General features: G+C 57.0%; 17 protein-coding genes. 6 read left to right on the top strand and 11 right to left on the bottom strand.

The genetic code is table 11. From position 1 onward, the window contains the following. Position 1: 1 nt before the first annotated feature. Both NHH03_RS26180 and NHH03_RS26175 read right to left on the bottom strand, forming a co-directional pair. On the bottom strand, positions 2-1,342 hold the full coding sequence (locus NHH03_RS26180; protein ID WP_253161308.1) for a PQQ-binding-like beta-propeller repeat protein: 1,341 nt from the start codon (positions 1,340-1,342) through the stop codon (positions 2-4). A 57-nt stretch (positions 1,343-1,399) separates the two neighbouring features. After that, positions 1,400-2,365, bottom strand: coding sequence for a DUF4886 domain-containing protein (locus tag NHH03_RS26175; RefSeq protein WP_253161307.1), 966 nt, complete (start codon positions 2,363-2,365; stop codon positions 1,400-1,402). A gap of 260 nt (positions 2,366-2,625) precedes the next feature. Here NHH03_RS26175 and NHH03_RS26170 point away from each other — a divergent pair, with 260 nt between their 5' ends. The 4 genes from NHH03_RS26170 (at position 2,626) to thiD (ending at position 7,594) form a co-directional block, all read left to right on the top strand. After that, a complete protein-coding gene (locus tag NHH03_RS26170; protein WP_253161306.1) occupies positions 2,626-3,522 on the top strand; it encodes an ATP-binding response regulator in 897 nt (298 codons plus the stop codon). Positions 3,523-3,535: 13 nt separating this feature from the next. Further along, positions 3,536-4,918 (top strand): protein kinase domain-containing protein, encoded by a 1,383-nt coding sequence (locus tag NHH03_RS26165; protein ID WP_253161305.1) that lies wholly within the window; start codon positions 3,536-3,538, stop codon positions 4,916-4,918. Positions 4,919-5,068: 150 nt separating this feature from the next. After that, positions 5,069-6,754 carry a cation:proton antiporter domain-containing protein gene (locus NHH03_RS26160; RefSeq protein WP_253161304.1) on the top strand — a complete coding sequence of 562 codons (1,686 nt, stop codon included), beginning with the start codon at positions 5,069-5,071 and terminating at the stop codon, positions 6,752-6,754. A gap of 6 nt (positions 6,755-6,760) precedes the next feature. Next, positions 6,761-7,594 carry a bifunctional hydroxymethylpyrimidine kinase/phosphomethylpyrimidine kinase gene (gene thiD / locus NHH03_RS26155; protein WP_253161303.1) on the top strand — a complete coding sequence of 278 codons (834 nt, stop codon included), beginning with the start codon at positions 6,761-6,763 and terminating at the stop codon, positions 7,592-7,594. 32 nt (positions 7,595-7,626) lie between these two features. Here thiD and NHH03_RS26150 read toward each other — a convergent pair whose 3' ends face one another. From NHH03_RS26150 to NHH03_RS26135, 4 genes are all read right to left on the bottom strand, one after another. Further along, positions 7,627-9,144 (bottom strand): arylsulfatase, encoded by a 1,518-nt coding sequence (locus NHH03_RS26150; RefSeq protein ID WP_253161302.1) that lies wholly within the window; start codon positions 9,142-9,144, stop codon positions 7,627-7,629. A 29-nt stretch (positions 9,145-9,173) separates the two neighbouring features. Beyond that, positions 9,174-9,884 (bottom strand): MIP/aquaporin family protein, encoded by a 711-nt coding sequence (locus NHH03_RS26145; protein ID WP_253161301.1) that lies wholly within the window; start codon positions 9,882-9,884, stop codon positions 9,174-9,176. 178 nt (positions 9,885-10,062) lie between these two features. Beyond that, positions 10,063-10,290, bottom strand: coding sequence for a hypothetical protein (locus tag NHH03_RS26140; protein ID WP_253161300.1), 228 nt, complete (start codon positions 10,288-10,290; stop codon positions 10,063-10,065). Positions 10,291-10,394: 104 nt separating this feature from the next. Next, the gene (locus NHH03_RS26135) at positions 10,395-10,826 is read right to left on the bottom strand and encodes a hypothetical protein (RefSeq protein WP_253161299.1); all 432 of its coding nucleotides are present in this window, start codon (positions 10,824-10,826) and stop codon (positions 10,395-10,397) included. A gap of 234 nt (positions 10,827-11,060) precedes the next feature. Between NHH03_RS26135 and NHH03_RS26130 the strand changes: the two genes are divergently transcribed. Next, positions 11,061-11,918 (top strand): alpha/beta hydrolase, encoded by an 858-nt coding sequence (locus NHH03_RS26130; RefSeq protein ID WP_253161298.1) that lies wholly within the window; start codon positions 11,061-11,063, stop codon positions 11,916-11,918. 12 nt (positions 11,919-11,930) lie between these two features. Here NHH03_RS26130 and NHH03_RS26125 read toward each other — a convergent pair whose 3' ends face one another. Together NHH03_RS26125 and NHH03_RS26120 are read right to left on the bottom strand one after the other, a co-directional pair. Then, complete coding sequence (locus NHH03_RS26125) at positions 11,931-12,770, bottom strand: transglutaminase-like domain-containing protein (RefSeq protein ID WP_253161297.1); 840 nt, start codon at positions 12,768-12,770, stop codon at positions 11,931-11,933. Next, positions 12,748-13,521 carry a proteasome-type protease gene (locus NHH03_RS26120; protein WP_253161296.1) on the bottom strand — a complete coding sequence of 258 codons (774 nt, stop codon included), beginning with the start codon at positions 13,519-13,521 and terminating at the stop codon, positions 12,748-12,750. The genes NHH03_RS26125 and NHH03_RS26120 overlap by 23 nt, the downstream gene beginning before the upstream one ends. A gap of 261 nt (positions 13,522-13,782) precedes the next feature. On the opposite strand from NHH03_RS26120, the gene NHH03_RS26115 reads away from it, so the two are divergent. Beyond that, the gene (locus tag NHH03_RS26115) at positions 13,783-15,243 is read left to right on the top strand and encodes a sulfatase (RefSeq protein ID WP_253161295.1); all 1,461 of its coding nucleotides are present in this window, start codon (positions 13,783-13,785) and stop codon (positions 15,241-15,243) included. A gap of 80 nt (positions 15,244-15,323) precedes the next feature. Here the strand turns inward: NHH03_RS26115 and NHH03_RS26110 are convergent, their stop codons facing one another. The 3 genes from NHH03_RS26110 to NHH03_RS26100 all read right to left on the bottom strand — a co-directional run. Continuing rightward, positions 15,324-16,649, bottom strand: coding sequence for a tetratricopeptide repeat protein (locus NHH03_RS26110; protein WP_253161294.1), 1,326 nt, complete (start codon positions 16,647-16,649; stop codon positions 15,324-15,326). 33 nt (positions 16,650-16,682) lie between these two features. After that, the gene (locus NHH03_RS26105) at positions 16,683-17,600 is read right to left on the bottom strand and encodes a DUF4331 family protein (RefSeq protein WP_253161293.1); all 918 of its coding nucleotides are present in this window, start codon (positions 17,598-17,600) and stop codon (positions 16,683-16,685) included. A 99-nt stretch (positions 17,601-17,699) separates the two neighbouring features. Then, on the bottom strand, positions 17,700-20,957 hold a 3,258-nt coding region (locus tag NHH03_RS26100; protein WP_253161292.1), incomplete at its 5' end, for a beta strand repeat-containing protein.

The following is a 20,957-nucleotide window of genomic DNA, read 5'->3' as shown; positions in this document are numbered from 1 at the left end:
GCTACTGCTGACGCAGCGAAGCGGCGAGCAATTGTTTGTCGTTTCGCGCGTAGATGATGCCGTCGGCGATCGCCGGGTGAGACCAAACGACGCCACCGCGACGTTTCAATTGCTGGGTCGTACGATCGATCAAACTGGCCCGCGAATGAACCTGGACGCCTTGGCGCGAAAGGGTGGTCATCAACACTTCGCCTTGATCATTCAGCATGATTTCGTGATCGCCATTGCGAATGGTGTGCACCGTTGCCCACCGCGCGGTGGGGACGATTGTCAGGTCTTCCCAAATGCGATCGCCGGTTGTTAGATCCAAACAGCGATACTGGCCATAGCTGTCGGCGCCATAGATGCAGTCGCCTTTGATGATCGGCCCCGAAATCATTGCGTGCAACGCATCGGTATTCTTTTCGTCTTGGCCGACACGGTGCCACAACTTGGTTGCGGTCGGTTGTTCCAGATCGAACTGGACCAGTAAGGATCCGTCGTAAAACGATGAAACGAACAGTTGATCTTGTTGCACAGCGGGAGTGGGCACGCCGATCGGCATATTGCGTGGCTTCATTTCGATCGACCAAAACACTTTGCCAGTGCGGGGGTCCAGACCGCTGACGCTTTCGCCGGTCCAACAAACCACAACCTCTTGATTCCCCTGTCGAATCACAATCGGGGCGCTGTAACCGGCGCGCTCGTCCAACGACCGCCAACGTTCCTTTCCGGTGGCTAGATCAAACGCGACAAGACAGGCGTCGCCTGCACCGGCAGTCACTTGGATCACCAAATCGTCATAGACCAACGGTGCAGCGGTGATCCCCCAAACTGGCATCCTCGCATCGTAATCGCTGGCCAAATCACGGGTCCACAACAGTTCGCCAGACAGCGCATCCAAACAGTTCAGCCGCCCCATGCCGCCGACCGAAATCGCTTTGCCGTCGTGTACGGTGACCGACGCCCGAGGCCCCGATGCCTGGTAGCCGATCGAGTATTCCACAGGATCATGGTGCTGCCAAAGGGTTGCTCCGGTGGTGGCGTCAAAACACAGCACACGTTCCCGGACGTCGGGCGCTTCGCTCTGGCGATCGGTCAGATACACGCGCCCTTGGCTAACCGTTGGCCCACTGTAGCCCGGCCCGACGGGGACCGACCAAAGAATCGGCAACTGGCCGGCGGGCAGATTCAACGTGATCGATGGATCATCGATCGTTGCATCGCGATGGTTTCCTCGCCACTGCGGCCAATCCTCGGCCTGTGCAAAAGCCACTAGCCCCCAGGTGACTAGACCGCAGCTGATCAGACCACAGCGTAAAAACGTTGCGACTGCCGAGCGTCTTTCTTTCAGTTCGTTCATCGTATCACCAAGGGTCAATGGAATGGAGCGACCATTAAAGCACGTGCAAGATCGAATTCAACGGCGATCGGCCACAACAGCATGGGCGGTCTGACGCAAGAAAGTCGCCTGTTGATGATCGACCGCCGCAGGAACGAATGTGATTTCACGCGCATCCTTGCCGGTCAACGTTTCGTACCAAACCAAACCCGCCAGATAGCAACCCGCCGCGTTGGCATGCTTGAAATCCAGTTTCAGCGCCGGCTTATCTCCGCCCTTTTGCCAGTGCCAACCGACAACCAGTGAATTCGATTGATCCGGCAAACTCGGAAACTCGGGTTGGTCATAGTCAAATTCCGAATCCGGTACGACAACCTGGTGTCCCGCCGCTTCGCGAACTCGCTGAAACGCCGTGCCGACTGGAATGATAGTGGCCTGATATTTCTGAGCGACGTCCGCATAGGCCTTGGACAACCTTTGGTACATCTCATCTTGGCTGACCCTTTGTTGTTTCAACAAGGGTGAATCGGGGCGATAGGCCCAGGTCTGATGCACTACAAGTTTGGCCTGGGGTGCCTCGCTGCGGATCAATTCCACCAGATAGTCCAGGTGAGGTTGGAAGGTTTCCGGGTGGAAACTCAGTGCACTCATTTGCTGGACGGTGACAAAATCCCAGGGCTCAAGTTTCAAGTACTCTTGCAGGCTTACCTGAGTCCGCTTGTTGCCGTCGGCATGCGTGTAGGGTTTTCGCGTCGGATCGGCCGCCGATCGTTTTGCCAAGGTCGCATGTTTTTCCAACGTGCAACCGCCGAGATTGGCAGTGCCAATGATCAAGTCAACCGCACCATCGCGGCTGATCTGGGGCAAATACCGACAGGCGTTCTGGGCAAAACTATTGCCAATCGTCAGCACCCGGACCGTCCGCACACCGCCGACGTCATCGATTTGATCTGCCGAGTCGTCCTCAGCATGCATGGGGACCGTCCACAACACGGTTGCGACCAACAGGATCGCGGAGCGAAACGAAAAACCGATGATTCCCATGTCAAATCCCAATCTTCTCAAGAGCGGTGTAAACGAGACGCAATCTCAAACAGGTTGCCACCAAAAGATGGCAGTCTAGCCCAATCAAGCGTGCCGGCGGAACGCACAAAAAAGATTCCCAAAAGAGTGTTGTTTGAACCGCCGAAGACAAAGGGATTTGCAATGCAATGCAACTCGACAGGTGGAAAAGTGTGTACCATAAGGTGTGGCTCCGAAGTGGATCCGAAAGCCGATCACTCAACTAAGCGGAAGACAGACTCATGGCGAAAGTACTTCTGGTCGAGGACAGCCCCACTCAAGCCGTCGAAATGCGAATGTTACTCGAAGAGGGATCGCATGAAGTCCGTCATGCGGCTAACGGGCAACTGGCATTGGAATTGTTGGCCACAGAGAATCTAGATATCGTCGTCACCGATCTGGAGATGCCCGAATTAAACGGATTGCAGTTAGTCGAAACCATGCGGACCGACTACGCTCACATCCCAGCGATCCTGGTCACCGCACGGGGATCCGAGCAACTGGCTTCCGAGGCGCTACAAAAAGGCGCTGCCGGATACGTTCCCAAGAACCATCTGCAATCTCTGCTCAATGACACGATCATTGACGTGTTGGGCGTGATTCGCACCGACGCCAGTTTCGCCAAGTTGATCTCGACGCTGAAGCGAAACGTGTTCGAGTTTGAAATGCCCAATGACGCGGAATTGATCTCGCCGTTGGTGGGGCTGTTGATGCAAGTGGTCTCGGGAATGGACCTGATTGGTGGCGCCCAAATGAATCGGTTGGGTGTCGCCATCGAACACGCGTTGGTCAATGCAATGTATCGCGGCAATTTGCAACTTGGCCCGTCGGTTACACCACAGCACCACGCCTTAATCTATGAAGATGCCACGTCCGACCTGATCGAGCGTCGCAAACAGGAATCGCCCTACGCGGACCGCAAGGTTTATGTCAGCGCGACGGCCAGCAAAGACGAGATACGCATCGTGATCCGTGACGAAGGAAAGGGGTTCGACACCTCCAAAGTCCCCGATCAGGTGAACCCTGATGTGTACGATGCCGAATCGGGACAGGGCCTGGTGTTGATGAAAAGCTTTGCCGACCAACTGTGCTTCAACGATGTGGGCAACGAAGTCACGATGATCAAACGCTGCTGTTAAAACGACTCTAGCGATGGCCGACCGCCCTTCGATCAGCACCGTTTCAATTTCCCGCCATCTGTTAGCAGCAAACAACCGGCTGGACTTTGAATTTGAACAACCGCCGCCGCAGATCCTGGCTCAGATCCCGCGGTACACGATCGGCGAATTGATCGGTAGCGGCGGGATGGGCATCGTCTACAAAGCCCACGACAAAGTGTTCGATCGCCAGGTCGCATTGAAAGTGCTGCGCCGCTGCCACCAAGGTTGTGCCGAACGTCGTGATCGTTTTTTGCAAGAGGCACGCACGACTGCCCGCCTACAACACCCTGGAATTGTGGCGGTCTATGACATGGGCATCAGCGACGACGACCAGCCCTACTTTTCCATGAAACTAGTCAAAGGGCGAACGTTGGATGATTTGATCACCAGCGAGAACACCACCCCGCTTGAACGTTCGCGGTTGTTAGACACGTTCGCTCGGGTCTGCCAAACGGTTGCGTTTTCGCACTCCCACCACACCATGCACTTGGATCTAAAACCGTCCAATGTGATGGTCGGCGCCTTTGGCGAAGTTTATGTGATGGACTGGGGACTCAGCCGACGTCTGGATTCCACTGGCGGCCACCCACTGGTGAATCAACCATCGGCCATCTTGACCGCGGAGACCGAATTGCCGGCGACCGATTTTTCCAGCAGCAAAATCATCGGCACGCCTTCCTACATGGCTCCCGAACAGGCCAAAGGAAAACGCATCGGCGTGCGTGCCGACGTGTTTGGATTGGGCGCGATACTGTGCGAGATTTTGACCGGACTGCCGCCCTACGAAGGCGAAAATTTTCGTCACGTTTATCGCCGTGCCGTCCGTGGCGCCCTCGGCCGAGCCTTTCAGCGATTGGAATCATGTGATGCCGACCCGGCTTTGATTGCGATCAGTAAACGCTGTTTAGCCCGCCAAGAAAAAGACCGTCCGGCTAACGCGGGCATCATCGCCAGTGAGATCACCAGTTTTGTCGAATCGTCGATGCAGCGTGCCGAACGTGATCTCAGCCGATTCTTTGAAATCAGCCGCGACCTGTTCTGCATCGCCAGTCTGGACGGCTATTTCAAACGCGTGAACTCCAACTTTTCACGCGTGCTCGGCTACAGCGATCATGAATTGGTTTCGAAACCCTTCATCGAATTCATTCACCACGATGACATTCCCCAAACCATCCGGGCAATGCAGGCGCTGATCGAGGGCCATTCGATCGCCGAATTCTGCAACCGTTACCGGGACGCCAGCGGCGCATTCCGCTGGTTCGAATGGACGGCCAAATCGATTCCCGAAGACAACATCGTATTTGCCGTGGCGCGCGTGATCGAGCAGCCCACAGAGCCGCCGGCCGGGCAGCCGCCAGCGAGATTGCTGCACTAATCGCCGTTCGCACTGCGGCCGCAGCAGCACAAAAGCGACCGCGACAAGATGCCCCGCTTTCGACTAGACTCTGGCAGCGAGGTGCCTCCGTGGTCAGTCAATTGCAAGTGCCCCCCCAGCGCGAGCGAATCATTTCAAACTGTGATCTATATGGGCGATTTTCACTTACACGTCACCAGCACGCTGGGGTTACTCCTGGGTGTCTGCCTGGCGGCTGGGGTACTGGCCGACGTGGTCCACTTGCCAAAAGTCACCGCGTATCTGTTGGTCGGCTTGCTGGTCGGCCCGAGTGCTTTGGACTGGATTCCGACCGAACATGTCGAACTGTTCGAACCGTTGCTGAAGTTTGCCATGGCGCTGGTGTTGTTCAACCTGGGCTGTGAATTCACGTTTTCCAAAGTTCGACGTGTTGCCGCCCACTGCTTGACGATTTCTGCCGCCGAGATCATCGCCACTTTTGGATTGGTCGCGATCGGACTGTTGATCTTCGGCTGCTCCGGCAGCATGGCCCTATTGCTGGGATGCTTGGCTGTCGCCACCGCGCCAGCGACAACGATCCTGGTGTTAAAAGAGTTTCGCTCGGAAGGCCCCGTGACCGAGAGCACCGGTTTCCTGGTGGCGGTCAACAACTTTGCCTGCATCGTGATGTTCGAGTTCCTGTTTTTGGCGGTCGGGCTGGCGCATGGCAAACTGTCGGCGTCGATGAGCTCTCAACTGCTGGTTTTGTTGGTCAACATTGCCGGATCAATCGCACTGGGAATTCTGGGTGGATTGATCGTCAGCTATGGCTGCGGATTTTTGAACATGAAACGGTGGCTGGTGCTGCTGGTCGCTGCCGCAACGTTTTTGTTAGGTGTCACGGAATCATTTGACATCCCCTACATGATCACGTTCTTGGTGATGGGCGTGACGGTGGCCAACACGTCGGACTACAAACAAAAGATCGTCGACGAACTCGATCACCTGTCTGGATTGCTGGCGGTGCTGTTCTTCGTCGCCCACGGGACGGAACTTGACGCGGGCGCGTTCCTCGCGGCCGGCGGATTGGGTGCGGTGTACATCGTTTGCCGCATGGCCGGCAAATGGTTCGGCGTCTATGCAGCCGCCAAAGCCACGCGTCAGCCGCCGGAGATCAGGAATTGGGGCGGCACCTGTTTGTTCGCACAGGCCGGTGCCGCCATCGCATTGTCCACCATCGCTGTCAACCGCGATCCTGAACTGGGAAAACCGATCCAAGACATCATCTTGGGATCGGTCGTGTTGTTCGAAATCATCGGCCCACTGTTCATCCGCCAATCGTTGCTGAGAACCGGCGAAGTCCCGTTGGCACAGGCCATTCACCACACCAGCAAGACGCCGGTCGAACAATGTCGCGATCTGGTCGACCGATTCCGTGCGGCAGTCCGTGGGACGTCCGTAGCACCAGCGGCCAACAGCAAAATCAAAGTCAGCGACCTACTGCGAAAGACCAAGGGCATCCATCAGTCCGCCGACTTCGATGCGGTGATCGCCCACATCGAGCACAGCCATGACAACACCTATCCCGTCGTGGATGATCATTTGCGTGTCGTCGGCGCGATCCGTTATCCGTTGCTAAGCGACGTGTTGTTTGATCACAGCGCTTCCAAATTGGTGCGTGCCGAAGACTTGGTGACCGAGATCGATCACTGTCTGCATTCGGATGAACCGGCCGCCAGAGCATTCGAACTGTTCCAGGGAGAAACCGACGATTGCATTCCCGTCGTCACGCGTGAACGCCCACACGAACTGCTGGGGGTCGTGCGCCGCAGTGATGTCATGCACGCTCTGATCACACAACGACGGAAAACCAGGTAGCCCCCCATGGCAGATCTTCATCCACCCACCACCGCCGTTGCAACCGCGCTGACGATTGCCGGATCCGACCCCAGCGGCGGTGCCGGATTACAAATTGATTTAAAAGCGTTCCAACAAAACCAGGTCTACGGGATGGCGGTCGTCACCCTGTTGACGGTGCAAAATACGCAAGGCGTGCACGCAATCAAAATCATGCCGCCCGAATGGGTCGGATCTCAAATCGATGCGGTGCTGGACGACATCCCACCACAGGCCATCAAAACCGGGGCGCTCGGGGACGTCGACAACATCCATTGTGTCGCCGACCGCTTGGCCGACTACACCGGACAACTGGTCGTCGATCCTGTCCTGGTCAGCAAACATGGCGATCGATTGGCCGACGATTCCACCGTCGATGCATACCGAGAACGATTGTTGCCTCAATCAACCCTGATTACACCCAATCGGTTCGAAGCCGAACGGCTACTCGGTCGATCACTCGGCGCTGCCGATCGTGACGCGCTCACCCAGGCGGCCTTGGAACTCGGCCAAATGGGACCCGCATGCGTGCTGCTCAAAGCAGGACGCATCAATGGTCTTCGCTGTCACGTGTTGGTCACCGACGGCCAGGCACACTCGATCGATCTACCCAACCATGACACCCAACAAACACACGGCGCCGGATGCGCGCTCTCGGCAACCCTCACGGCGCGTTTAGCGCTCGCTGTGGACTCCGGCGTCTCATTGCGAACCGCTGTGGAATTCTCCCTGGCAGCGGTTAACCAAGCCATCGCCCATGCGCCGGGACTCGGTTCAAAATTCGGTCCGATCAACGCACGTGATCTTGGCGGCCCCCAGTGAACTTTGCAGAGCAACGTTGGTGTCGAAACCGTTCACTCGATTGATTCCAACGTGACGGCATCGGCGGGAGCCCACTGATCTTTGACGCGTTGGCGGGTGATCTGCCAAGCCTGCTTGGCGGTGCGGCGATGTTTCTCCGAACGACCTGCGAGGGGCCAGTTCGGATCGGGTCGATGCGCGGTGCGGAAGATTTGTTCGGCTTGCGCGACCCGATCGGGGTACTGGTCGGCAACATTCATTTGCTCTCCGGGATCGGACGCCAAATCATACAACTCGGTGGGCGTGTTGATTCCGTTACGAACCGCTTTCCATTCGCCGAACCGGGCTGCTTGAATGGGCTTTTCCGGATGCAGTTCCCAGTAAAAATAGTCGCGTTGTGGTGCCGGTCCGCCCTTGAAGAAACTGACCAATGACTTTCCATCGGTCTCATAACCCGCCGGTGGCGTCGCCCCACTCAATTCGACGAAGGTTGGCATCAAATCCCAGAACGCCCAGGGGGAATGATCGACTCGACCGGCCGGAACCGTGCCCGGCCACCACGCCATCGCAGCCTGGCGCAACGCGCCTTCGTACATCCCACGCTTGTAGCCTCGCAGCCCGTTGCTGGCCTGGTCGAACAGACCGCCCATCTCCGAATTGGGATTGAACGACGAACCGTTGTCACCGCTGAAAACGACCAACGTGTTTTCGGCCACATTCAACTCACGCAGCGTATCCATCAATTGCCCCATGTCTGAATCCACCCGCGTGACCTGAGCCGCGTAAGACTTTTGCGTCTGCGACCACGGCTTGTCGGCATAGATCCCCAGATCATCGATCTCATGACGACCGTGTGGCAAAGTAATCGCATAAAACATCATGAACGGCTGGTCGGCGTGTTGCCGCAACCACGCGATCATGTCGTTCTGGATCAATTCCTGTGCATAAGTCTTGCCGACGGTTTGCCCGTCGTTGCCCGGCAGCAAGAACGCTTGGTCGTCGTCATACAGATAGGTGGGAAAATAGGAGTGCGCATGACGCTGGCAGTTGTAACCGAAAAAGTGATCCACACCTTGTTTAAGCGGGCTGCCACTGGAATCAAAGTAACCCATTCCCCATTTGCCAAAGGTCGACGTCGCATAGCCAGCTGATTTCGCGACTTCTGCGATCGTGACGGTTTGATCGGGCAGCGGCAATTGGCCCTCCGGTGGCACTTCATAATTGCCACGAACCGGGCAATGACCAGTGTGCAATCCGGTGAAGAACGACGAACGACTGGGCGCGCACACGCTGGTCCCACAATAGGCCTGTAAATAGCGCGTCCCCTCGGCTGCCATCTGATCCAATCGAGGTGTCTGAATCAGTTTTTGACCATAACAGCCCAAATCGCCTTGGGCGATGTCATCGCTGAGAACAAAGATAAAGTTCGGCGGGGATTGCGTTGCCTTGGATGCCGTTGCCGATTCAGCCACCACCGGATTGGCCGACTGGGCACGGGCAATCCCACAACCGAGCAGCGTTAGAGTAAACGGTAGTGCAATCGAGCGCAACAAAACCAGAGAAGGAAACATCAGAGCGACCTTGAGTAACAAACGTGACATTAAAGCGGAAGGGATTCATCAGCGACGGCGGTGTCCGCTATCGGGGTGCAGACCACGGTACTGGAGACCGGCGAAGTGCGGATCACTGCACAAACCGGAACTGCCAGGATCGCGCCGATGGCGGGTGCAACCAAGTAAATCCAAAGTGATTGTAGTTGACCGAGGACCAGCGCTGGACCGATCGAACGGGCTGGGTTCATCGACGCGCCACTGACCGGGCCTCCCACAAGGACCTCGAATGCGATCACGCCACCGATTGCCAGACCGGCTGTGATTCCTTTTTCCTTGGCCCCCACGGTCACGTTCAAAATGACAAACATCAAAATGAAGGTCAGAATGATTTCAAAGACAAACGATTGCAGCCACGGACCGGATGGCAACGTTTCCCCCAGACTTACCTGATCGGGAAACAAGATTCGTAACAATGCACTGCCGGCGATCGCACCAACACATTGGCTCGCGATGTAGGGCAGGACCTGCTTGCCCTCGAACCGCCGCGCCACCCAAAACGCGATCGAGACCGCCGGATTGATGTGAGCTCCCGAGATGTCGCCGATCGAATAAATCATCGTGGCGACGACCATCGCAAACGTGATCGAGACACCAACCAGCGTGACCGACTGGTCATAGACAGCGTTGACGACCACCGCCCCGGTGCCGACGAACACTAAAATAAACGTGCCGATCGCTTCGGCAAGATACTTGTTCATTCTGATACTCTCTTGAATGTCCTTCCGATCTCAAAACCGGGGGAATCATAACAAGCAGAGCGAGGGATGTGCATGCGGCATCCCGAAAGCGACGCGAGGTCGCGTGTGGCCGGTTGCAGCGGATTGCAGGTTGCATGCAATTTGCTGCAGTTGATTCAATCGATCACTCGGTCAGAGATCACCCGTTTGATTGCACAGGCATTGCTGTTGGGGGCATCTCTGTTTTGGGGGGATCGGTGCCAGCGTTTCCGCCGGGCTCACTGGCGGGACCGCCTGGCTGCACCCCAGAGCGAACCGTGGCGCTCGGCGCCTCGTCGAGTTCTTCTTCGAACCCTTCGATCACATAGGTTTCTTCCACGCCATGAACGGTACGAACCACAATTTCTTGGTGACCAGTATAGCTCATTATCATCTGTCTACTCGTAGAGTTTAGGAATGGCCTAGTCTGAATTCAGTTTATCATTCAACAGGCTTCCGTGCCTATTGAAGTTTTAGCCATGGACAGGCGGATCACCAGCCAAATCCGATTCCACGGTACCCGTAGGAACTACCGATACCGATCGACATCCCGCTGGAACGGAACCCCGGATACCCCATCCGCGAGGAACCGAGTCCGCCATAACCGTAACCACCATATCCATAGCCGCCGTAGCTGCCGTATCCGGCACTCACTCGAGGTGCCCGATAGGCACCGCTGTACGCCGAGGCGCGATAGGCACTGCCATACACCGACGGCGCACCATAAACACTGCTATACGCCACCGGGGCGCGATAGACACTGCTGTACGCCGGCGCGCGATAGGAGGTACTAACGGGCACACGGTAGACCGTTGCGCTGGTGCAGCGATTGCGGTGGTGCCGCCATCCCAGTGCACTGGCCTGACCAGTGAATACACAGCCGCTGGCAAGAATCACAAGAGGAAAGATCAACTGACGGATCATGGTTCGATTCCAATATGAAAGGGAGGGAAAAAGCTGTCGTCGCAATGGTGTCATTGAATGCCGATCAATACCGGCGGGTCGGCCATCGATCAATGCGCTGGCCATACTCTGCACTCGCTGTGCCAATCACCGCGGTTACGCTCCATTCGTTACAATCGGCAGCCCGCTGTGTTGGCCCGCCAAGCCCGACCGCCAAGCCCGATCGCCTCTCCAACCTGACACGCACGCCCCCCCATGCCACGCCACTTGATCACCTTCTTCTGCTTGATTCTGACCTGTATTCAATTGGACATCGTCCAGGCACAAGTTGAGACGCAGAAAGTCGCCAGCGACTATCAAACCGAATCGGACATTCTGTACCGCAGCGGCGACGACCTGACCGACTACATGCGGGAGCGTTGTCGATTGGATTTGTATTTCCCACAGGGACGCGACGAATTCGCAACCGTGGTCTGGTTCCACGGGGGCGGGCTCAAGTCAGGTGGTAAATCGATCCCCAGGGCGCTGCGAAACCAAGGCATTGCGGTCGTCGCTGTGAATTATCGACTGCACCCCAAAGTCAGTTCCCCGGCGTATCTCGAAGACGCCGCAGCGGCAGTCGCCTGGACTTTCAAAAACATTGAAAAATATGGCGGGTCCCGGCAGCGAATTTTTGTCAGCGGACATTCTGCCGGTGGCTATTTGACCAGCATGCTCGGGTTGGATAAACGCTGGCTCGCCGCGCACCAAATCGACGCCAACGATTTAGCCGGATTGATCCCCTACAGCGGCCACACGATCACCCACTTTACCGTTCGCGCCGAACGCGGCATTGATGGCAAACAACCAATCGTCGATGACATGGCGCCGCTGTTCCACGTCCGCAAAGACGCCCCACCACTGCTGTTGATTACCGGTGATCGCAACCAGGAAATGCTGGGACGCTATGAGGAGAATGCCTACCTTTGGAGAATGATGCAAGTTGTCGAGCACCCCGACACCCAGCTCGATGAACTGGACGGGTTCAATCATTCCCAGATGGCTGATCCGGCACACCTGCTGTTGCTACGGTTCATCAAGCAGCACAGTCAAGCGACCGGCAACGGAAATTGATTCAATCAGCCCCTAAGCAGTCGAGACGGCTGAACCGTCGCTCGATCCGTTCGCGTTGCCGTTCCCGTCGGCGAACTGTGCCCAAACATTCTGCTGATTCAACGTCGCGTCCCCGGTGATGGTAGCAAAAGCAACATCGGCGGCGTCACGCCCGACGCCGATCCGCACCAACCCCGTCGTCTCGGCCAGTTTGGTGGGATCGAACAAGTACCAACGACCGTCCAAAAATGCTTCCATGAAGCCGTGGAAATCCGGCGGCTGAAGCCCAACGGCGTAGCCGCACACATAGCGTGCGGGAATACCGATGCCACGGCACAACGAAACCGCAAGGTGTGCGTAGTCACGACAGACGCCGGTTCGTTGCAATAATACGTCGGTCGCCGTGGTCGACGTATTGGTGCTGCCCGGCGTGTAATCCAAATGCGAGTTCACCCAATCACAAATCGCTTGAACGCGTGTGTAGCCACGATTGAGTTGCCCAAATTCTTCGAACGCGAACCGCGCCAGCAAATCGCTTTCGCAATACCGACTGGGATTCATATAGGGCAACACGTCCGCCGGCATCTGCGATACATCCGATTCACACACACTTTGCGGCGGTTCTTGATCGGGCGTCATTTCCACCGTGGCTTGATAGCTGACGCTTAATTCACAAGGCTGGACGACCACGCGGCAAAGCCGGTTGCCCTCGGGCCCCACATTACACGTTTCCACCGCAATCTGGGGATCAAACGTCAACGATTCACTGACGATCGATTGGTGCTGCGTCTGGCTGGCTTCGACAAGAAACAGAAACAACGTCTCTTGGCGGACGGTGTAGTTCAGTTGGCTACCAATTTGAATTTGTGTCATTCGGCTGGCTTGCGTTGTTTGATGGGAAGGAACCATTGGGCAGCAATTCCTGTGCCCATTGCATCGGCATCGACGCCAGCGATTCGGACAGCACGTTGGACCACCATTGTGTGGCCGGTTTCAAATCAGACTCGCTATAGCGACGAGAGATCGGCTGGCGAGTTCCGGCGGGAATCACCATCAAATCGATCGGAAAATCGACATCGGTCACGCTGGCGTGAGTCGCATCAAAGGCCAACAGAGCCAGCGAGATCGCCGACTGCAACGGCGTTTCGTAGGTCAATAAACGGTCCAAGATCGGTTTGCCGTAATACGTTCGACCGATCATAAAGTAGGGTGAATCCACCGCCGCTTCGACCCAATTGCCTTCGGGATAGATGTAGAACAATTGCGGTTTCTGATCACCCACCAGACATCCGCCGATGATTGCATGCAGGTTGAACGAATGACCTGTCGAGGACAACGACGGCCCGTCCTCCTGTTTGACACGCCGCAATTGCTGGCCGAACAAATTCGCAAATTGATACAGCCGATCTTGAACGGGTTGCGTTTCTCGCAAGACTTCTTCGACGTAGACCAATGTCTTGTCACGAACCGATCGCAATCCACTGGTCATCGTGAACAGTGATCCGCCGGAGTGTTGAAACGCCGCGAGCTTTTGCTTGTTCACCTGCTCGCTACCACGAACAATCCGGGTGTCCGCCAGCGCGACGATTCCCTCACGAACTTGAATGCCGATACAAAACGTCAACGAAATCTCCTAATCTTAAACGGCGCCGCTGGCCAAATCGTGTCGGTTGACGCTGCACTCTCAGTATCATTGATCCGGCACCACTCGAACAGGCCTACCCGTGACCGTTTGGCGTCCGGCAACAGGGCCAATCCCAGAAAACCCAAATCTGCACCACTGCGCCCCATTGGTGCTAGTCTATTGACCGGTCAAATCCGTCCCTGATTCTGACTTTCCATCGTCCTTCGCTACATTTCCCCGCACAGCTCCCACTGCTCAGCCATGCTTAAACCAATCGTAATCGCAGCGTTGGTCGTTCTCAGCAACGTGGCATCTTCGCAACCGCCAGCACCGAACATCGTCCTCTTTTTTGTCGATGATTTTGGCCAGCATGACCTGACCTGTTACGGCAGTGCCCTGTATGAAACCCCACAGATGGACGAACTGGCAGCCCAAGGGATGCGTTTCACCCACGCCTATGCCGCCTACCCCCGATGCGTGCCCTCGCGGCAAGGACTGCTGTCGGGGAAATACCCCAGCCGGATCGAGAACGAATCCATCCGCTCGGGCAATCACGAGCACCACCTTCCGCTCAGCGAAGTCACCTTCGGCGAAGCGCTTCAAGAACACGGCTACCGCACCTGTTACATCGGCAAATGGCATTTGGGCAAAGACGGTGGCGGCCCCGGTGACCAAGGCTTTGAAACTGTCATTCACTCGGGTTCCGCCGGCGCAACCCATAGCTATTTCTACCCGTTTCCAACCGAGAAAGGTTTGACGGTGGTCAACCCGGTCGATGGCAAACCCGGTGACTACCTGACCGACCGACTGACTGACAAAGCCGTCGAGTACATCCAAGAGAATCACGACGCGCCGTTTCTGCTGGTGATGGCTCACTATGCCGTCCACACTCCGCTCGAAGCCCCCGAGGACACGACGCAGAAGTACCGCAAGAAACTGCGCCAATCCGGTCTCGCCGTCGGTGGCAAACGAGACGACCCCGACCTGGTGATCGATCGTCAGGGCACTGTAAAAACGGTGCAAAACAATCCCACCTACGCTGCCATGGTCGAGCGCACCGACGACAGCCTTGGACGCATCGTAAACGCAATTCGAACGGCGGGCATCGAAAACAACACTGCAATCATCCTGACGTCAGATCACGGTGGATTGTCAACACGAGGCGTGGACAATCACCGCGCCCTTGCGACTTCGAACATGCCGTTGCGGCAAGGAAAAGGATCGATTTTCGAAGGCGGCACGCGAGTTCCGTTGATCGTCAAATGGCCGGGAAAGGTTCGTCCCGGGACGACTTCGGAGGTGCAAGTCAACGGGACCGACCACTATCCCACCTTGCTGGACATCGCCGGCGCTACACCACGCCCCGAGCAACACGTTGATGGTCGCAGTTACCTGCGCGCCCTGCAGGGTGAATCCTATCAGCGTGAACCCATGTTCTGGTACAAGTGGCAGGCGCGTCCAGACAGCACCGGCGACACGCGGGCGCTGTCGATCATCGACGGCCGATACAAGTTGATCCAGTGGATTGACGAAGATCTGGTCGAGTTATTCGACTTGGACGAAGACGTCGGCGAGCAAGTCAATCTGGCCGACAAACAACCCCAGCGGGTCCAATCGATGCTCGCCGCACTGCTGCAAACCGAACAACAGATCGGCAACTTGCGCAGCAAAGGCAAGAAAGAACTGGAGCGGCGACTACAGAAAACCAAACGCGATCGCTGACCGCAGATCGCTGGCGTTGGCCAGGCGATTTGTTAAGTCAAACAAGCTGAGATGGAATACCAATGCTGAGTCCATTCAGATCAATCAGCGGCGGGCCGGCTGGACGCCCAATGCATCACCGCAGGATTGATCTCACGGCTGGTGTTCAATAGCGACTCGGCTGCCACCGCATCCCCATTGGCCTGTTTGATCATGCCGGCGTGGTAATAGATCGCCGCGTCGCGCGTGCCCAGCTGCAATGCGTGCTCGATCATCTGTTGGGCTTGCACGTAGTCCTGATTGCGATAGAGCGCCCAAGCCATCGAGTCGTAGGAATAGACGTCGGGTCGACGCTCCAAATCAGCTCTCGCCATCTCCACCGCCTGCGCCGGACGCAATGCATGATCGGCCAGCAGATTGGCGTACTCTCGGTGATGGGCCGCGGCTGCAATTTTTGCTTCCTCGGCCATCGCCAAGTCTGCTTTGTCAAGCCACTGCCCAGCCTGCTCTGGTTGGTCATTGACGAAGAACAAGTCGGCCAATAACGCGAGCGCTGGCGGTGCAGGGTCACGAGCGATCGTCCGCTGCAGTCGCTCAATGGCGCCGTCAACGTCGCCCAATGCAGCCAATGATTTGGCAAGCCCCATTTCTGCATTCGTATCGTCGGGAGATAGCTGCAATGCGGTTTGAAACGAATCCCGGGCCGCCGCAAACTGCCCTTGAGACCACTGCAGATCACCCAGTCGCCAAACGTACCAACCACGTCGCTGTGGGCTCAGGTCCGATTGCTCGGCTGCTGCCACTGCTTCCTGCAGATGATCGATGGCCGCCTGCGTTTGGCCATGCAGTTGTTCGGAATGTGCCAGTCGGACCAACACCACCGGCCCGCTGACCCGCTGTGCCAACTGGGCATAAAGTTCGTCGGCCTGGTCCATTTTCCCAACATTCAAATACACATCCCCCAGCGCAGCCAGGACCGCGGTATCGGTTGGCGATTGCGAATGCAACGGTTCAAGCAACTGCATGGCTTCGTCAAAGCGATGGCGAGCGGCCAGGGCGTCGGCCAAATAGAACTTGGTCGCAAAGTGATCTGGGTTGATCCGATAGGCTTCGCGCAATACCTGTTCGGCCTGAGCATAGGCCGACAAATTGTCTTCCTCGCGAGCCTGCCGCAGCAACAGTCGCCCCAGCACAGTTCGATTCTGGTAATCCTTGTCCGACTCAATGCGCTGACGAAACAGTGCGATCGATTGAGCGGTGGGGATCAAATCTCCATACGCCGCGCCGCTTGCCACACGGGTTGCAGAACGGGACTGCGTAGACGCATCCGGTTCACCTGCGGTGGCCGCAAGTGAAACACAGGCGCCCATCCAAAGAACAAAGCTGCGTTGCAAACGTCCGCTCCCGGCAAATCTAAAAACTCTCATCACATATCCAGTTTTAGAGGGTGCAAACGCGGATCAGTTGGGGCTTGCCAAGTAAGGAAACCCAACCGGAAAGTCTACATCGTTGGCGTCAACGCCGTCGGTCGTCACCCCGCCATTGGTCAACAGATTCAGTTCGGCATCGATGACGTCGTCGACCAATTGCCGCCCATTCAAAAAACCTGCGGAACTGGACGTATCGACGGTCAACACATCGGGCAACAAAATCGCGGTCAAGGCCTGGGCGGTAGCGGTATCACCACCATTGAGTGTGGCGATGGTGTTAGCGACCTGAGCGCCAAAGTTGGCTGGATCATTTGCCGGCGCGGAAATGTTGAACAAGTCTTTGGATCCCGAAGAAATCAACACGGTATTGATCGCCGGTCGCCCCATCCGATCAAAGGGAACGCCTCCGTCGGTCGTGCGGACCCAAAACCCGACATTGTCCGGCCCCAACTCAGTGCGAGGAATCTCCAGCACGATCGCGGATACATTCAACCCGGCAAAGAAATCGTCGCCGGTGAACTGGAACCCGTTTTGAAATCCCTGCAGATCAAAGAAAAATGGATCTTCAAACAGGGCCGCATGGATCTTTGCACCGCCGCTGGTGGTCACGGTTTGTCCGGTTTGTCCCGATGCGTAGACGCTTCCATTGCGACGCACCAAATAACTTTGGCGTCCGCGTCGGGTGCGATTGAAAGTGAACACATAGCTTAGGTCCGCGACCGCGTCGCCGTTTTGGTCGATATTGAATTCATAGTTGCCGTTGGCACTGAAGTCGGTCGGACTGAAAACGCCGGCAGCCGGATTGACCGTCGCGATCAAGACCACGTTGTCGGCGTTCTGTGGTGATTGGAACGCATAGATGTCGTTGATGTCCAACCGCCCATCATTTTGGACGGACGGGGAATCCAAATGGTCCGCCGCTGACAGACTTGAAATCGCCACGAACATGGCGGCGAATCCTAGAACGAATGGTCGTATGAAACTCATGAAAATGCCTACGGTAAGGTCACAAAAAAAGAAGCAGAAAGATAGAAATCGAGGGCTCGTCTAAACGTTTTGATTGATCGCGTTGACGGCCAATTGTTCAAGTAGCAGTTCGTCAATTTCGTCGCGTCGATCGTGAATCGATTGCCAGAAAGCATCCTCGGGACGATCCAAAATGTCGCTGGAGGAATTGCCCGCTGTCCCATTGGCTTCCAAGGTTGCCAGGTAGTTGATCACGTTCAGTGCGTCGAGCGGCGAAACTCGACGGTCACCGTTGACGTCCAACTTGAACCCAACACTTGCCGCAGCGGTCGATTCGGACTCGGCGGCACTCTCGGCCTCGCCCTGGGCAGAGTCTCCGCCGCGACCCAAGAAGTTGAGTACCGCCAACGCATCAATCGGAGTCGCTGAGCCATCGCCGTTGACGTCAGCCGCCAACGCTCGGTTTTGCATCGGCATATTCCCGCTGACGGCCAACTCTGATTCGAAGGCACCGCTGTCGGTAGCGCCGCCCTGCGGCCGCGATGTCATGCGCTGGTCTGAGGGCACACCATCGGGATCACCGTTGCCCAGCGCCGGGCTGTCGGCTAGCAATGCATGTGTCATCGTTGGGCCACCGTTGTCAGCCAATTCAACCAATCCGGGATCAACGTCCAAGAAATCAGTCGCGTCGGTTGCGGCCAACATCGCTCCGGATGTGTCGCCGATCACGTTGAACCCTTCACTGATCAACTGACCACGGACATCCGGCCCGTCAGCAGCCGTGTTGGAACCGATGATCGAAGACGACAGCGTGGCAATTCCGTCTGCCAAATCGATGCCGCCACCTGCATCGGCTGCATTGTTGGCGATCGTGACACTGGTCAACATCACCTCGCCGCCCTCGCTGCGAATTCCGCCTCCCATGCCAATCGCGGAGTTGCCCGACACGGTCGAATTGACCAGCCGCACATCGCCGTCGTCACCGTCATTGAAGATTCCCCCGCCATCGACCGCCAAGTTCTCGACGATCAACGAGTTTTGGATCGCCAACAACCCTTCGGAACTGTTCCACAGGCCACCGCCCTCGGAGTTGGCAATATTGCCTCGGACGGTTGTCGCGGTCAGGATCGCAATGCTCATCCCGGTTTGGTGCAGTGCACCTCCATTGATTCCGGCCGAATTGCCGAGCAGCGACGAGAGTCCGATGATCAAATTGCCTTCGTTCTCAATTCCGCCTCCGGCTCGCCCGGCGTCGTTTCCGCTGACAACGGTTTGATTCAAGGTCGCGTTGGCAAACACTTTGTTCAATAACCCGCCACCATTGCCCAATCCGGTTACGGCATCGTTACCCGAGAGGTCACTTGCATTCAATGTCAGTGTGCCCAGGTTGTAGATGCCCCCACCGCCCTGCCCTGGCTGGTCGCCCATCGCCACGTTTTCGGTGATCGATGCACCTGTCAGCGTCAATGATCCGACGCCATTCCAAATCGCACCGCCGTCGCGTGCCGCAACGTTGCCTTGGAAAATGCTGTCACGAATGAATCCGCCGCTGGCATCGCCGAGATGAATCGCACCGCCATTACCCGGTGCCGCGAATCCGTCCGGCCCCGCCAGATTCGAATCGAAGGTCACCTGCAACAAATCCAAGAATGCATCGTCGCCGGCTTGCTCTATCCCCCCACCGGCTCGATTGGCGCGGTTGGCGGTGAAAACCAATTCCTCCAGACGCAGGTGCCCACCGGCATTCAGAATCCCACCGCCCGATCCGCTGGTTCCATCAGCCCAGTTGCCACTGATCGTCGCGCTGGTGATGACCAAGTCACCGCCGTTGTTAAAGATTCCGCCGCCGCCATCATCTGCGGCAGGCCCACTGGCGCTGTTGCCCAAGATCGAAGTGCCGCTGATCGTCATCGTTCCGGCGCCATTCCACAAACCACCGCCTTCGCGTGCAGCAAGGTTGTTTTCAACCACCCCGCCGTTGATCATCACGTTCGCAGCACCCGACACGTGCAATCCGCCACCGTTGCCGGGTGCAGAAAACAGGGCGCCGCCACCGTTGCCGTCGTCCAACACGCCGGCGTTGTTGCCTGACAAAGTAACGTTGGTTAGCGTCAGGTTTGTTCCACTGGCAACCGCATCACCAGTGACCGAAGCGTCTTCGATACCGCCACCGGCGCGGCTTGCCACGTTGGCTGTGATGGTGGTGTCCGAAATCGTCACCACGCCACCGGCCACGTTCAACACGCCGCCGCCAGAACCACTGGCACCGTCGGCATAGTTGCTAACGATGTCAGCGTTGATCACATCCAACACGCCGCCGTTGTTAAATATTCCGCCGCCACCGTTGTCGGACTGATCACCGAGCGCCGTGTTGGCTTCGATCAGAGTACCGTCGACGGTCATCGTACTGCCGGCTTGATTCCACAATCCACCGCCTTCGCTGGCGGCCACGTTGCCGAACACCGTTCCGCCGATCAAGTTGACTTGCGCGATACCGGTGACATGCAAGCCACCGCCATTGCCAGGCGCGGCAACGCCACCGGTTGCTGTACCATCAACATCGTTATTGATCAGATGGCTGTCGGTCAATGTCACCACCCCATCGACGACTTCAATCGCACCGCCAGCACGATTGGCGCCGTTGAATTCGAAGGAGGAAGCCGTGATGTCGACGCTGCCGCCAAGTGACAGCAGCCCACCACCGCTGCCGCTTGATCCATCAGCGACGTTGGCACTGATCGTCGAACCGGTGATGACCAAGTCACCGCCGTTATTAAAGATCCCGCCGCCGCCATCATCTGCGGCAGGCCCACTGGCGCTGTTGCCCAAGATCGAAGTGCCGCTGATCGTCATCGTCCCGGCGCCATTCCACAAACCACCGCCTTCGCGTGCTGCAAGGTTGTTTTCAACCACCCCGCCGTTGATCATCACGTTCGCGGCACCCGACACGTGCAATCCGCCACCGTTGCCGGGTGCAGAAAATAGGGCGCCGCCACCGTTGCCGTCGTCCAACACGCCGGCATTGTTGCCTGACAAAGTAACGTTGGTTAGCGTCAGGTTTGTTCCACTGGCAACCGCATCACCAGTGACCGAAGCGTCTTCGATACCGCCACCGGCGCGGCTTGCCACGTTGGATGTGATGGTGGTGTCCGAAATCGTCACCACGCCACCGGCCACGTTCAACACGCCGCCGCCAGAACCACTGGCACCGTCGGCATAGTTGCTAACGATGTCAGCGTTGATCACATCCAACACGCCGCCGTTGTTAAATATTCCGCCGCCACCGTTGTCGGACTGATCACCGAGCGCCGTGTTGGCTTCGATCAGAGTACCGTCGAC

Origin of the sequence: Stieleria tagensis (assembly GCF_024129865.1) — a bacterium.
Classification (GTDB): domain Bacteria; phylum Planctomycetota; class Planctomycetia; order Pirellulales; family Pirellulaceae; genus Stieleria; species Stieleria tagensis.
This window is presented reverse-complemented; position numbering and strand designations above follow the sequence as displayed.